Origin of the sequence: uncultured Tateyamaria sp. (genome assembly GCF_947488715.1) — a bacterium.
Taxonomy (GTDB): domain Bacteria; phylum Pseudomonadota; class Alphaproteobacteria; order Rhodobacterales; family Rhodobacteraceae; genus Tateyamaria.
Window position 1 is genome coordinate 103,998 of the sequence record NZ_CANLAG010000006.1, and the last position, 13,503, is coordinate 117,500.

At 58.4% G+C, this 13,503-nt stretch carries 10 protein-coding genes, 1 tRNA gene and 2 rRNA genes (1 of these 13 cut by a window edge); 8 read left to right on the forward strand and 5 right to left on the reverse strand.

Annotation, left to right across the window (positions count from 1 at the left end; translation table 11 throughout):
* Positions 1 to 30 precede the first annotated feature (30 nt).
* The 3 genes from pcaC to pcaG are packed head-to-tail and all read left to right on the forward strand — an operon-like array spanning position 31 to position 1,740.
* A complete protein-coding gene (gene pcaC, locus Q0936_RS14545) occupies positions 31 to 414 on the forward strand; it encodes a 4-carboxymuconolactone decarboxylase (RefSeq protein WP_299294060.1) in 384 nt (127 codons plus the stop codon).
* Complete coding sequence (gene pcaH / locus Q0936_RS14550; RefSeq protein WP_299294058.1) at positions 407 to 1,132, forward strand: protocatechuate 3,4-dioxygenase subunit beta; 726 nt, start codon at positions 407 to 409, stop codon at positions 1,130 to 1,132. Before pcaC ends, pcaH begins: the two co-directional genes overlap by 8 nt.
* Complete coding sequence (pcaG, locus tag Q0936_RS14555; RefSeq protein WP_299294057.1) at positions 1,132 to 1,740, forward strand: protocatechuate 3,4-dioxygenase subunit alpha; 609 nt, start codon at positions 1,132 to 1,134, stop codon at positions 1,738 to 1,740. Before pcaH ends, pcaG begins: the two co-directional genes overlap by 1 nt.
* 49 nt (positions 1,741 to 1,789) lie before the next feature.
* Here the strand turns inward: pcaG and katG are convergent, their stop codons facing one another.
* Positions 1,790 to 3,967: a catalase/peroxidase HPI gene (katG, locus tag Q0936_RS14560; RefSeq protein WP_299294055.1), complete on the reverse strand. Its 2,178-nt coding sequence runs from the start codon at positions 3,965 to 3,967 to the stop codon at positions 1,790 to 1,792.
* Positions 3,968 to 4,187: 220 nt separating this feature from the next.
* Here katG and Q0936_RS14565 point away from each other — a divergent pair, with 220 nt between their 5' ends.
* The 4 genes from Q0936_RS14565 (at position 4,188) to Q0936_RS14580 (ending at position 7,368) form a co-directional block, all read left to right on the forward strand.
* Positions 4,188 to 5,075: a hydrogen peroxide-inducible genes activator gene (locus Q0936_RS14565; RefSeq protein WP_299294053.1), complete on the forward strand. Its 888-nt coding sequence runs from the start codon at positions 4,188 to 4,190 to the stop codon at positions 5,073 to 5,075.
* 84 nt (positions 5,076 to 5,159) lie between these two features.
* A complete protein-coding gene (locus tag Q0936_RS14570; RefSeq protein WP_299143435.1) occupies positions 5,160 to 5,864 on the forward strand; it encodes an ABC transporter permease in 705 nt (234 codons plus the stop codon).
* The gene (locus Q0936_RS14575) at positions 5,858 to 6,568 is read left to right on the forward strand and encodes an ATP-binding cassette domain-containing protein (protein WP_299294051.1); all 711 of its coding nucleotides are present in this window, start codon (positions 5,858 to 5,860) and stop codon (positions 6,566 to 6,568) included. The genes Q0936_RS14570 and Q0936_RS14575 overlap by 7 nt, the downstream gene beginning before the upstream one ends.
* Positions 6,568 to 7,368, forward strand: a complete 801-nt coding sequence (locus Q0936_RS14580; protein ID WP_299294217.1) for a substrate-binding domain-containing protein — start codon at positions 6,568 to 6,570, stop codon at positions 7,366 to 7,368. The genes Q0936_RS14575 and Q0936_RS14580 overlap by 1 nt, the downstream gene beginning before the upstream one ends.
* Before the next feature lie 42 nt (positions 7,369 to 7,410).
* Here Q0936_RS14580 and Q0936_RS14585 read toward each other — a convergent pair.
* Positions 7,411 to 7,487 (reverse strand) — tRNA-Met (locus tag Q0936_RS14585).
* A gap of 220 nt (positions 7,488 to 7,707) precedes the next feature.
* Here Q0936_RS14585 and Q0936_RS14590 point away from each other — a divergent pair.
* The gene (locus tag Q0936_RS14590; protein WP_299294049.1) at positions 7,708 to 8,721 is read left to right on the forward strand and encodes a helix-turn-helix domain-containing protein; all 1,014 of its coding nucleotides are present in this window, start codon (positions 7,708 to 7,710) and stop codon (positions 8,719 to 8,721) included.
* 438 nt (positions 8,722 to 9,159) lie between these two features.
* Here Q0936_RS14590 and rrf read toward each other — a convergent pair.
* The 3 genes from rrf to Q0936_RS14605 form a co-directional block, all read right to left on the reverse strand.
* Positions 9,160 to 9,274, reverse strand: a 5S ribosomal RNA gene (gene rrf / locus Q0936_RS14595).
* A gap of 116 nt (positions 9,275 to 9,390) precedes the next feature.
* Positions 9,391 to 12,220: ribosomal RNA gene (locus Q0936_RS14600) — 23S ribosomal RNA — on the reverse strand.
* A gap of 429 nt (positions 12,221 to 12,649) precedes the next feature.
* Positions 12,650 to 13,503, reverse strand: the 3' portion of a protein-coding gene (locus Q0936_RS14605; protein ID WP_299294047.1) for a glycosyltransferase family 2 protein. It continues 13 nt past the right edge of the window; the window shows 854 of its 867 coding nt (coding positions 14–867); its start codon lies off the right edge, out of view; its stop codon occupies positions 12,650 to 12,652.

A 13,503-nucleotide genomic window follows, 5' to 3' on the forward strand; every position in this document is an offset into this window, starting at 1 on the left:
TATGTTATCACCGACAAAACGGAGGGGCATATGGACGACAAATGGGCCAAGGGCATGGGGGTGCGCCGTACTGTGCTGGGCGACGCGCATGTGGATCGGGCCGAGGCGGTGAAAACACCGTTCGATGCGCCGTTCCAGGATCTCATCACCGAAGGTGCCTGGGGCACGGTCTGGGCCAGCGACGCCATCAGCCTGCGGGAACGGTCCATGCTGACGCTGGCGTTGCTCGCCGCGACGGGCAATTTCGATGAAATCCCAATGCACATCCGCGCCACTGCCTGCACAGGGGCCAGCAAACAGGACGTGGCCGAGGCGTTCCAGCACGTTGCGATCTATGCGGGCGTACCACGTGCCAACCGCGCACTGAAACTGGCCAAACAGACCTTTGCCGAGATGGAGGGAACCGATGAGTGACGGCGCCCTCTTTCACCGCGACCGGGGCTGGCACCCGACACCGTTGTCTCCCGACTACAAGACCAGCGTGGTGCGTGCGCCGCACAAGGCGCTGTTGTCGATGAACACCACGCTCAGCGAGGAAACCGGCCCCGTGTTTGGCCATGACATGCTGGGTGATCTGGACAACGACCTGACGGTCAACTTTGCCCAGCCCGGCGAAATGGCCATCGGTCAGCGGATCATCGTGCATGGCCGCGTATTGGATCAGAACGGGCGCGGCGTGCCCGGCGCATTGATCGAGGTCTGGCAGGCGAATGCCGGCGGGCGCTACCGTCACGCCAAGGAAGGGTACCTCGCACCGCTTGATCCCAACTTTGGCGGTTGCGGGCGCATGATCACGGATGATGAAGGTGCCTATGCCTTTCGCACGGTGAAACCGGGGGCCTACCCTTGGCCCAATGGCGTCAATGACTGGCGGCCCGCGCATATCCACTTTTCCCTGTTCGGGCCCAGCTTTGGCCAGCGTCTGATCACCCAGATGTATTTTGAAGGCGACCCGCTGATCCCGCTCTGCCCCATTGTTCGCACCATCAGCGACCCGGACGCGGTGTCGCAACTGATTGCACCGCTCGACATGGCCAACACCGTGCCGATGGACGCCCGCGCCTACAAATTCGACATCGTCCTGCGGGGCCGCCGCTCGACCCTGTTCGAAAACCGCAAGGAGGGGAATTGATGCAGACCCTGCCCCATCTCCGTGAAAGCCCGTCACAGACTGCCGGTCCCTATGTCCACATCGGGTGCGTGCCGAACTTTGCGGGCATTTCAGGTGTCTATGATCACGACCTTGGGTCCAAGATGCTGCGCGATGGCGTGCTGGGCGACAGGATCATCGTCACTGGCACCGTGTTCGACGGCACGGGGACACCGCTCAGGGATGCGATGATCGAGATTTGGCAGGCGGATGCAAACGGCATCTACCCCGGTCGCGACCCGCGCGGGGCTGGTGATCCGAACTTTGCCGGGTGGGGCCGTGCAGCGGCCAATGGCGACAGCGGTGTGTGGTCTTTCGAGACGATCAAGCCGGGCGCTGTTCCGTTTCCGGACGGGCGCATGATGGCACCGCATATCTCGTTCTGGATCGTGGCGCGGGGCATCAACATCGGCCTTCAGACCCGCATGTACTTCCCCGATGATCCCGCTGTGGGCAACGATCCCTGGCTCACACGTATCGAACACCAGAACCGCGTGCCAACCCTGATCGCGCACGAGACCAAACCCGGCACCTACCGGTTCGACATTCACCTGCAAGGCCCGGACGAGACGATCTTTTTCGACGTCTGAACGCAAAACGCGGGCCATCTCTGGCCCGCGTCTGTGTCATGTTTCGGCGTTACGCGCGCAGATCAAAGCGATCCGCGTTCATCACCTTGGTCCAGGCCGCCACGAAGTCCGCCGCGAACTTGCCCGCGTTGTCATCCTGCGCATAGACCTCTGCGTAGGACCGCAGGATCGAGTTCGAGCCGAACACCAAATCCGCACGTGTCGCGGTGAACTTGGTGTTCCCCGTCGCCCGTTCGCAGATTTCATAGGTGCCACCAGCCGCAGGTTTCCATTCATAGGACATGTCGGTCAGGTTGACGAAAAAGTCGTTCGTCAACTGGCCAACACGGTCCGTGAACACGCCATGCGCCGTGCCACCATGGTTGGTGCCCAACACGCGCATGCCACCCAAAAGAACCGTCATCTCCTGACCTGTCAGACCCATCAGCTGGGACCGGTCGACCAACATGTCTTCGGCGCTTTTGGCGACACCGTCCATGTGCCAGTTGCGGAACCCGTCCGAGAACGGCTCCAACACGTCAAAGCTGGGGCCATCCGTCATCTCGTCGGTGGCGTCGCCACGACCAGGCGTAAACGGCACGGCAATGTCGTGACCTGCTGCCTTGGCTGCCGCTTCGACCGCGACATTGCCCGCCAACACGATGACATCCGCGACGGATGCGCCTGTCTCGGCTGCAATCGGCTCAAGTGCGGCCAGCACCTTGTCCAGACGGGTCGGCTCGTTGCCTTCCCACCCGCGTTGGGGCGCCAAACGAATGCGCGCGCCATTGGCACCGCCCCGCTTGTCCGACCCACGGAACGTGCGTGCGCTGTCCCATGCGGTGGCAATCAGATCCGCGTGCGGCACACCGCTTGCAGCGATCTTGGCCTTCACCGCATCGACGTCATAACCGGTGTTGCCCGCAGGGATCGGATCTTGCCAGATCAGATCCTCGGCTGGCACGTCGGGGCCGATATAGTTGGCCTTGGGGCCCATATCGCGGTGCGTCAGCTTGAACCAGGCGCGCGCAAACGTGTCGCGGAAATAGGCCTCGTCCGCCATGAACTTCTCGCAGATTTCGCGATAGATCGGATCGACCTTCATCGCCATATCCGCGTCCGTCATCATCGGCATACGGCGCACCGACGGATCGGACGCGTCAACAGGCATGTCCTCTTCCTTGATGTCGATGGGCTCCCACTGATGGGCACCGGCGGGCGATTTGGTCAACTGCCACTCATAGCCAAAGAGCAGCTTGAAATAGCCCATATCGAACTTGGTCGGCTCTGTGGTCCAGGCCCCTTCAATGCCCGACGTCACAAGCGAGCTCGCCTTGTCGGTCTGGTTCGGGTTCATCCAGCCAAAGCCCTGGGTCTCATAACCCGCACCCTCAGGCTCTGCGCCCAGCGCACCGGCGTCGCCGTTGCCGTGGGCTTTGCCGACCGTGTGACCGCCTGCCGCCAGGGCCGCAGTCTCTTCGTCGTTCATTGCCATCCGGGCAAAGGTCTCGCGCACATGCAACGCGGTACGTGCCGGATCGGGGTTGCCGTTCACACCCTCAGGGTTGACGTAGATCAGGCCCATATGGACCGCCGCCAGCGGGTTCGCCATCGTCGACGGATCGTCGAGGTCTTCGTAACGGTTTTCGCTCGGCGCCAGCCACTCGGCTTCCTCGCCCCAGTTGATGTCTGTGCCGGGTGCCCATGTGTCGGCACGGCCAAAGCCAAAGCCAAAGGTCTTCAACCCCATGGATTCGTATGCCACGTTGCCCGCCAACAGCATCAGGTCAGCCCAGGACAGCGCATTGCCGTATTTCTTTTTGACCGGCCACAGCAGACGCCGCGCCTTGTCGAGGCTGGCATTGTCCGGCCACGAGTTCAGCGGTGCAAACCGCTGATCACCTGCGGAACCACCGCCGCGACCGTCCTGCATCCGGTACGTACCCGCCGCGTGCCACGCCATGCGGATCATCAAACCACCATAGTGACCCCAGTCAGCAGGCCACCAGGGCTGGCTGTCGGTCATCAGCGCATGCAGGTCGGCTTTGACCGCGTCATAGTCCAGACCCTTGACCGCGTCGCGGTAGTCAAAATCGGGGTCCATGGGGTCAATGCGCGCGCCGTGCTGGTGCAGCACGTCAATGTTCAGCGCCTCGGGCCACCAATCCTTGTTCGTGCGGCCGCCAAAAGTGCTGTGCAAGGTTGCCCCGTGCATCACCGGGCATTTGCCAACGTCATTTCCGTCCATGTTCATCTCCGATCATTGTCTATGCGCCGCAACTTAAGCCCAGATTGGAATCGTTCTAGTCTTGCGTCGCGATTACTTTGTTCCCTGTCACGCTATTCCCGGACACACGTGCGATTCGCGCGCACAATCACCGGGTCGGTCACAGTTCCATGCAGAGGCGTACCAAGTTCCCGCCATTGGTTTAAGTTGTATTTTCCTATCGATGCCATAGGTATGCCTTATGGAAAGCCTCACCTTGCGACAGCTCCGATATTTCGACGCGCTGGCCCACGAGGGTCACTTTGGCCGCGCCGCCGACCGGTGCGCCGTGTCTCAACCCGCTCTGTCCGTTCAGATAAAGGATCTGGAGGCCAGCGTGGGCTTTGCTCTGTTCGAACGTGGATCGCGCGGCGTGCGCCTGACCAGCATGGGCGAAACCTTTGCCGTGCGGGCGCGCGACATCTTGCGCGGTGTCGCCGATCTGGGCGATTGGGCCGCCACCGCGCGCAGCGGTCGGCTTGACCGGTTGCGGCTGGGTGTGATCCCGACCATCGCGCCGTATCTGCTGCCCAACCTGATTGGGGCCTTTGCCAAGGCGCATCCGTCCATGGACATGCACGTGCGCGAAACGGTGACGCCCCGGCTGATGACCGAACTGTCCGAGGGTCTGATCGACGCCGCGTTGGTGGCACTGCCCTTGGACGACACCACCCTGACCGAAGTACCGCTCTTTGAGGAACAGATGGTTCTGGTCCAACACGAATCGCGGGCAGGCGCGCCCATTGTGTCAGCAGAGGCCCTGGCAGATATGCGCCTGCTCCTGCTCGAAGAGGGGCACTGCTTTCGCGATCAGGCCCTGTCCTTTTGCAACATCAACCCGCGCCGCCCGCGCGAGGGTCTCGACGGCAGTTCGCTGTCCACACTGGTCCAGATGGTTGGCGCGGGCATCGGCGTGACCCTGATCCCCGACATGGCCGTGTCGGTTGAAACCCGGTCCGCGCCCGTCTGCATCACCCGGTTTCGCGATCCCGCACCGACCCGCACGATTGCCCTCGTCTGGCGCAAGACGAACCCGATGGGAAACACGCTGCGCGCATTTGCCGACGTGATCCGCGATGTTGTGGCCTAGCCCCCTTTCTTTGACGGGTGCCCTGCGATATTTCCGGGCAACTGAAAAACCAAAGGCGGGTTTCGCGGATATGGCGCGGCGAGCATGACAGAGATCTGGGACGGCGTGCGCGCCGCATTCTGGTTGGTCGTCCAGCTCGACGCGGATCTGATCGACATCACGCTGCGATCCCTGCACGTCAGCCTGACCGCCCTCGTGATCGCCTGTGTCATTGCACTGCCCGCAGGCACATGGCTGGCCGTGCGCCGGTTCCGGTTCCGCCGTGCCGCCATCGCCACGCTGAACGCATTCATGGGCCTGCCCCCGGTGGTGGTCGGCCTGATCGTCTACCTGCTGCTGTCGCGCAACGGACCCTTTGGCGTGCTGGGCCTGCTGTTCACCCCCACCGCGATGATCATCGCACAGGTGATCATCATCACCCCGCTGATCATGTCGATCACGCACCAGGCCATGCGCGAGCTCTGGGCCGAATATCACGACCTGCTCATCTCGCTCAACACAACGCGCACCCAACGCATCCGCACCCTGTTGTGGGATGGCCGCCGCGCCCTGCTGACCGCTGCACTGGCCGGTTTTGGCCGCGCCATCGGCGAAGTCGGCGCAATCATCATCGTGGGCGGCAACATCGATCAGGTCACCCGCGTTCTCACCACCGCCATCGCGCTCGAAACATCCAAGGGTGACTTCGCCCTCGCCCTCGGGCTGGGCTTTGTGCTGATCGGCCTGTCGCTGATGGTCAACTACCTCACCCACAGCCTGTCACAAACCGAACGGAGCGGACGATGGTAGACAATCTGCTGCCACTCCGCGTTGACGATCTGGTGGTATCGCGCCGGGGCAAACGCCTGCTCGGCCCGGTATCGCACACATTTGCGCCCCAAGGGCTGACCCTCGTGATCGGTCCGAACGGCGCCGGAAAAACGACGTTTCTCAAGGCATTGCACGGGATCGAACGTATCAGCGGCGGCACCCTGACCTGGAACACACCACCCGAAGACGCGCGGCAACGCCAATCCTACGTGTTCCAAAGCCCGACCATGCTGCGCCGATCCGTCCGCGACAACCTCGCTTATCCCCTCTGGGTTGCCGGGGTGGACAAGGCCCTGATCCGCACCCGCTGCGACCGCTGGGGCGCACGGATCAACCTGTCGGACGCGATGGATCGCCCCGCCCCACTGCTGTCCGGCGGCGAACGCCAGAAACTCGCCATCGCGCGGGCGCTCATTTCCGATCCAGACGTGCTGTTTCTCGATGAACCCTGCGCCAACCTCGACGGTCAGGCCACCGCCGACATCGAACGCATGCTGACCGAAACACAGGCCACCGGCACAAGGGTCATCATGACCAGCCACAATCTCGGACAAATCCGCCGCCTCGCGACCGATTTCCTGTTTGTCCTGTCGGGCCACATTCACGAGGTCGGCCCGGCGGCGCAGCTTCACACACCCGCCACACCCGAACTTGCCGCCTTTCTTCAGGGGGACCTGCTGTGATCCGACATCTTATCCTGCTCATCAACCTGATCTGGGCCACCGCCGCCACGGCCGACACGCTGCGCATGGCGGTCACCACGTCGTTCCACAACTCGGGCCTTGCCGATGTGCTGCTCCCCGCGATTCAGAAGGACACGGGGCTCGATGTGCACCTGCTGGTGGTCGGCACCGGGCAGGCCCTCCGCCTTGGACGCGCCGGTGACGTCGACGCGGTCCTCGTCCATGCCCGCAGTGCCGAGGATACCTTTGTCTCCGAAGGCTACGGCACACACCGGCGGGAAATCATGTATAACGACTTTGTTCTGATCGGCCCTCAAAACGACCCCGCGCAAATCGCGACGCAGAACACCGTCACCGGCGCCATGACCGCACTCGCCGCCACACGCGCACCCTTTGTCAGTCGCGGTGACGACAGCGGCACCCACAAGAAAGAAATCGCACTTTGGGTCGATGCGGGGCTGGATCCCGACGCGTTCGGCCCCTGGTATCGGTCCGTCGGCGCGGGCATGGGGGCGAGCCTGAACACCGCCGCAGGGCTCAACGCATATATCCTGTCGGACCGCGCCAGTTGGCTGAACTTTGCGAACAAATCCGGGTTGGCGCTGCTGTTTTCCGGCGATCCGACCCTGTTCAATCAATACGCCTTCTTGCCGGTGAACAGCGCGCGCCATCCCCATGTCCGTACAGAGGCGGTGCAGCGTCTGGAACAATGGCTGACGGGTCCAAAGGCCAAATCATTGATCAACGGGTTCTCGATCGACGGTCAAAACCTGTTTGTCTTCAACGCGCAAAACCCGTGACCCGGAAAACCAAAACGCCGCCCACGAGGGACGGCGTTTTGTTGGTTGCGGGAGTAGGATTTGAACCTACGACCTTCAGGTTATGAGCCTGACGAGCTACCGGGCTGCTCCATCCCGCGCCATTTGGTTTGGACGACTTACGCCACACCGCAGGGGACCGCAAGAGCATAGCTTCGATTTCCTATCAGAAATCTGTCACAAAAATTTGCGGCCATTTGCGACACTGCCACGCACCCGTGGTCCGTCAAATCCCTGCCGCCCGCGTGACAACTTATTATGATCGCGGCACAGTAGAACGGACACTTAATCGCCAGATCACAACAGGATGGGCACCGCGCCATGCGCAAAGAGGACAATCAGACCCAAGACGCCCTGTCCTCTTATGTTGTCGAAATTCACGTGGCCCGCGGGTTCAGCGGGCTTGAGCTGACATCGATCACGCATGTCCTGGCTACGGCCAACACGTTGCTTGGGCGTGACCTGTTTTCGTGGCGGTTCAGTACCGATGCGCCGGGTATCATCACCGGTGATCAGGGCGCACTTGTGCGCGCCGAACCCGCCATCGCCGATCACCGGCTTGCGGATATGTTCATCGTTGTGGGGGGGCGCAACGCAGGAACACCCACCTGGCTGCCACGCGTCCGCGCAATGCAGCGCAAGGGGCGCTTTGTTGTCCTGCTGTCTGACGCGGCGACCGGTTATATCAAGAACACCAAGGCACCGGGGGGCCGGGTCACGACGCATTGGCGCGATGTCACCCCGCTGATCGAAACCGGGTATCACCCGAAACTGACCACACATCTCAGCGAAAATTCGGATGGTATTATCACCGCTGCCGGAGCAGGTGCGACACTTGAGTTGATGATCGGCTTGATCGCACGTCATTTGACCAGCCCGCAGATCGCGGAACTCGGCAGTCAGTTGCTGTTGCAGACGCTCCGCAAGAGTGACGCGGAACAGCCGCGCAGCATCGCCGACAACGAAGGGCTGTTTGACAACAGGCTGACCCAGGTGATCCGCCTGATGGAAGAGACCGTGAACGAGCCGCTTTCGATGGACGACATCACCGCGCGCATTGGCGTATCGACCCGCCATCTCGAGCGTGTGTTCCGCACGACTTTTAACGACACGCCCGCACGGTTTTACAAACGTCTCCGCGTGAAACGCGCCCGCACGATGATCGAGGAATCGTTGTTGCCGATGATAGATGTGTCGGTGGCCTGCGGTTTCGGGTCCTGCACCACGATGTCAAAGGCGGTAAAGGATGAGTACGGCGTAACTCCGTCCCAGATGCGCGCGCGGAAAAAGATAACGTTGCTGACCTACGAAGGTCGACAATCCGGCGACACTTAGACGCATCAAAGGTCCAACCGCCTGCCTTCGTCGCCAGCCTACCAGAATTCGGGTTAATTTGACGCAAATCCAGCGCACGCTCATCTAAGTGTTTGAGACACTACGCGGATTTGAGATTGGATAATATCGCGTAACCCAAACGATCACCCTGTCCCCGCGGGGACAGCGCCGAAAGTCCCGGTCATTTCAGCTATTTTGGTGCATGGGAACGCGAAAACAATCGCTCCGACAGGCCGAGTAGAGCACTCAGACCTTCGTTTTTAAGAAGTCCGACACGTTTGACGACGAAACACACGAGAAACTGAGCCGATTTCCACCGAAAAAACCCCGGAAACCAATGCACAAATGCAAAATACAGCACCGTCGCTGCAAAGAAGGTTCAAAATGTAGTTTGGGGAAGCATCGGTAGAGAGGTACGAAACTCAAAGGGCTTTTTAGGTTTGGCGATGACCTACTCTCCCACGCCTTAAGACGCAGTACCATCGGCGCTACAGCACTTAACTGCCGGGTTCGGGATGGGACCGGGTGTTTTGCTTGCGCTATGATCACCAAACCGAAAAAGACCTTTAAATTCCTCAACACGTTGTCCAAGTCGCGTACGACTGCATGTGTGTATGCTTTTTGATTATCGTTCATCACGAGGCGTATGAAGTCTCGCTTTTACTGGATCAAATCAAGCCTATCGGGCAATTAGTACCAGTCAACTGAATGCATTACTGCACTTACATCTCTGGCCTATCGACGAGGTGGTCTACCTCGGCCCTCAGGGATACCTTGTTTTGAGGGGGGCTTCCCGCTTAGATGCCTTCAGCGGTTATCCTGTCCGATCATAGCTACCCAGCACTGCCGTTGGCACGACAACTGGTCCACCAGTGGATCGTTCACCCCGGTCCTCTCGTACTAGGGGCAACTCCTCTCAAGTATCCTACACCCACGGAAGATAGGGACCGAACTGTCTCACGACGTTCTAAACCCAGCTCACGTACCTCTTTAAACGGCGAACAGCCGTACCCTTGGGACCTGCTCCAGCCCCAGGATGAGATGAGCCGACATCGAGGTGCCAAACACTGCCGTCGATATGGACTCTTGGGCAGTATCAGCCTGTTATCCCCGGCGTACCTTTTATCCGTTGAGCGATGGCCCTTCCACTCGGGACCACCGGATCACTATGGCCGTCTTTCGACTCTGCTCGACTTGTCAGTCTCGCAGTCAGGCTGGCTTCTGCCATTGCACTCAACGAGCGATTTCCGACCGCTCTGAGCCAACCTTCGCGCGCCTCCGTTACGCTTTAGGAGGCGACCGCCCCAGTCAAACTACCCGCCACACAGGGTCCCGGATCCGGATAACGGACCGCGGTTAGACATCAAGCAATGCAAGGGTGGTATCTCAAGGGTGGCTCCACAAAGACTAGCGTCTCTGCTTCAAAGCCCACCACCTATCCTGCACATGCATGGCCTGATGCCAGTGTGAAGCTGTAGTAAAGGTGCACGGGGTCTTTCCGTCTAACCGCGGGAAACCTGCATCTTGACAGGTAATTCAATTTCGCTGAGTCTATGTTGGAGACAGCGGGGAAGTCGTTACGCCATTCGTGCAGGTCGGAACTTACCCGACAAGGAATTTCGCTACCTTAGGACCGTTATAGTTACGGCCGCCGTTTACCTGGGCTTCAATTCAGAGCTCTCACCCCTCCTTTTAACCTTCAGGCACCGGGCAGGCGTCAGACCCTATACGTCGTCTTGCGACTTCGCAGAGCCCTGTGTTTTTAATAAACAGTCGCCACCCCCTGGTTTGTGCCCCCAGCCCCTAGTTGCCTAGGAACCGGGCCTCCTTCTCGCGAACTTACGGAGGTATTTTGCCGAGTTCCTTCAACATAGTTCTCTCAAGCGCCTTGGTATTCTCTACCAGTCCACCTGTGTCGGTTTAGGGTACGATCTTATAGGAGGGCTATTTCCAGGAACCTCTTAGCAGCCCATTCAATCCGATAAGGATGAACTACCTTCGAGATCCGTCACCACTCCACGGCCCAGGAATATTAACCTGGTTCCCATCGACTACGCCTTTCGGCCTCGCCTTAGGGGTCGGCTTACCCTGCTCAGATTAGCTTTAAGCAGGAACCCTTGGACTTTCGGCGAGAGTGTCTCTCACACTCTTTGTCGCTACTCATGTCATCATTCTCACTAGTGATCTCTCCACCGGATCCCTCACAGGCCGGCTTCACAGAAAACTCCGTATCCTCCGCTACATCCCGAGGGATGCAAAAGAGGATTGGAGTTATGTCACACTACGCTCTGCTACCATGCACTAAGTGCATCCTAAGCTTCGGCTCATGGCTTGAGCCCCGTTACATCTTCGCCGCAGGACAACTTATTTAGACCAGTGAGCTGTTACGCTATCTTTAAAGGATGGCTGCTTCTAAGCCAACCTCCTGGTTGTTTTGGTCGTCCCACCTGCTTTCCCACTTAGCCATGAATTGGGGGCCTTAGCTGTAGGTCAGGGTTGTTTCCCTCTCCACGACGGACGTTAGCATTCGCCGTGTGTCTGCCATCTAGTACTCCCGGGTATTCGGAGTTTGGTTAGGATCAGTAAGCCTGTGGGGCCCCATTACCCATCCAGTGCTCTACCCCCCGGGGTATTCGGATGACGCTCTACCTAAATAGATTTCGCAGAGAACCAGCTATCTCCGAGTTTGATTGGCCTTTCACCCCTAGGCACAACTCATCCCGACCTTTTTCAACAGGTGTGGGTTCGGACCTCCAGTAAGTGTTACCTTACCTTCATCCTGGTCATGCCTAGATCACTCGGTTTCGGGTCTGATCCACCTAACTCGACGCCCTATTAAGACTCGCTTTCGCTGCGCCTACACCTAACGGCTTAAGCTTGCTAGATAGACCAAGTCGATGACCCATTATACAAAAGGTACGCTGTCAGGCCTCAAGGGCCCTCCAACTGATTGTAGGCGTTCGGTTTCAGGAGCTGTTTCACTCCCCTCGTCGGGGTGCTTTTCACCTTTCCCTCACGGTACTGGTTCACTATCGGTCAGTAAGGAGTACTTAGCCTTCGAAGGTGGTCCTCCGATCTTCAGACAGAATTTCACGTGTTCCGCCCTACTTAATACGTCCAATCATGCTTCATATACGGGGCTGTCACCCACTATGGCCGACCTTTCCAGGTCGTTCTATTCACAATCATGGCTCGGCTGGTCCCCGTTCGCTCGCCGCTACTAGGGGAGTATCAATTGATTTCCTTTCCTCCGGGTACTTAGATGTTTCAGTTCCCCGGGTTTGCTCTTATAAACCTATGTATTCAGTCTATAAGTACCTGTTTCAGCGACATATTGAGTGCTTGCGCAACAATATGAAACTGTCAGGTGGGTTGCCCCATTCAGAAATCCATGGATCAAAGCTTATTCTCAGCTCCCCATGGCTTATCGCAGAGTATCACGTCTTTCATCGCCTCTTACTGCCAAGGCATTCACCAAACGCCCTTCTCGCGCTTGATTTGATCCAGAAAAAGTAAGACTTGCGTCAAACGCGGATGCACAGCTGGTAACTTAATGCATCCATTCTTCTGGTATCAAAAGCATACTTTCCCGCCAGCATGTTTTGTAAGCATGCTGACAATTGAACAGTCACGTTTGTCTACCATCCGTGCGGGAGGCAGACTGTGCTGTTCGGGTTAGTGTACTTGACTTGGACAACTCTGTTTGTTTCAGCCGGGATACAGTGGCAGGAGCGAGGAAGCACTCCAGACCATGCCTTCCACCGAGATGGAACCGAACTGAGATCATCGCCACACTCGGCGCGATCAAACAGTGTTGATTGTTACGATTGAGATTGCTCTCAAAAGTAACTTGTATCTCTCTATACGATGTCAATTCGTCCAGATTGGACGAGTAAAAGCGCCGTAGCGCTCTTACTGATCTAATCCGTCAGTATGTCTTGAACCATTTTGGCAAGGTTGTTTTCGCCAGGAAGGGAATTCCCGGTGACCTCACAACCCCGTCACCCTCTTCCGATTTCATGTCGGTCGGGATCAGAGCGTGCGCCTTTGCGACTGCGTCAGTCCAAGGTGTCAGCTCTAAGGTTTCTGCTGTTTCAAAGAACTTCATGGCGTGAGCATCAGCGCGTTTCCATCCCCAGCCGGGTAGGCCAGGAACACCTGCGCGCGCCACCTCTTTCCGCGTCGCGTTCACATCGGCGAGCGCCGCTATATTCGCAAACTTGAGGTGAACCAGATACACGCCAGTTGGAAAGCCATATGTATATGGCGTGCTGTCCATGTTGGTTAGCTTGACGCCATGCCTCATCAGAGGTGCGTCAACTGATACCGCCCATGCCTTACTGTAGTTGCCTGTAATCACGGCCGCTGTGCGACACGTAAAGACTGACACACCGTCAGGCATTTCCTTGTCCGTTGGCTGCTCATAGACATTCAATCCGATCGAGAAGACCGTATCGTCTGTCGTGTTGCTGAACAGATCCGAGAAGGAACTGTGTACATCAGGGTCAATGCATATGAGCTCGTCAGTGTCCGTCCTGATCACCCAGTCGTAAAACCGAAGTAAACCAGATTGGAAGTCGTTGAGCATTTTGTTCCGGCGTTTATCGAACCCCTCCAAGGTCTCCCTTGGGATTGTCCAGATATTGGCACCGGCTGCGATCTCGTTGACCCTTTCGTCAGGTCCGTGGACCACAACGTAGAGGTTTTCGATACCCAGATGTTTCGAGTAATGCCTGATCCACTGAGCCAAGGCCCAGTAATCTCGGTACACCATTGTTATTG

Bases quoted from the DNA above. Each gene is read 5' to 3' on its own strand.
- pcaC (WP_299294060.1), top strand. From the start codon at position 31: ATGGACGACAAATGGGCCAAGGGCATGGGGGTGCGCCGTACTGTGCTG.
- pcaH (WP_299294058.1), top strand. From the start codon at position 407: ATGAGTGACGGCGCCCTCTTTCACCGCGACCGGGGCTGGCACCCGACA.
- pcaG (WP_299294057.1), top strand. From the start codon at position 1,132: ATGCAGACCCTGCCCCATCTCCGTGAAAGCCCGTCACAGACTGCCGGT.
- katG (WP_299294055.1), bottom strand. From the start codon at position 3,967: ATGGACGGAAATGACGTTGGCAAATGCCCGGTGATGCACGGGGCAACC.
- Q0936_RS14565 (WP_299294053.1), top strand. From the start codon at position 4,188: ATGGAAAGCCTCACCTTGCGACAGCTCCGATATTTCGACGCGCTGGCC.
- Q0936_RS14570 (WP_299143435.1), top strand. From the start codon at position 5,160: ATGACAGAGATCTGGGACGGCGTGCGCGCCGCATTCTGGTTGGTCGTC.
- Q0936_RS14575 (WP_299294051.1), top strand. From the start codon at position 5,858: ATGGTAGACAATCTGCTGCCACTCCGCGTTGACGATCTGGTGGTATCG.
- Q0936_RS14590 (WP_299294049.1), top strand. From the start codon at position 7,708: ATGCGCAAAGAGGACAATCAGACCCAAGACGCCCTGTCCTCTTATGTT.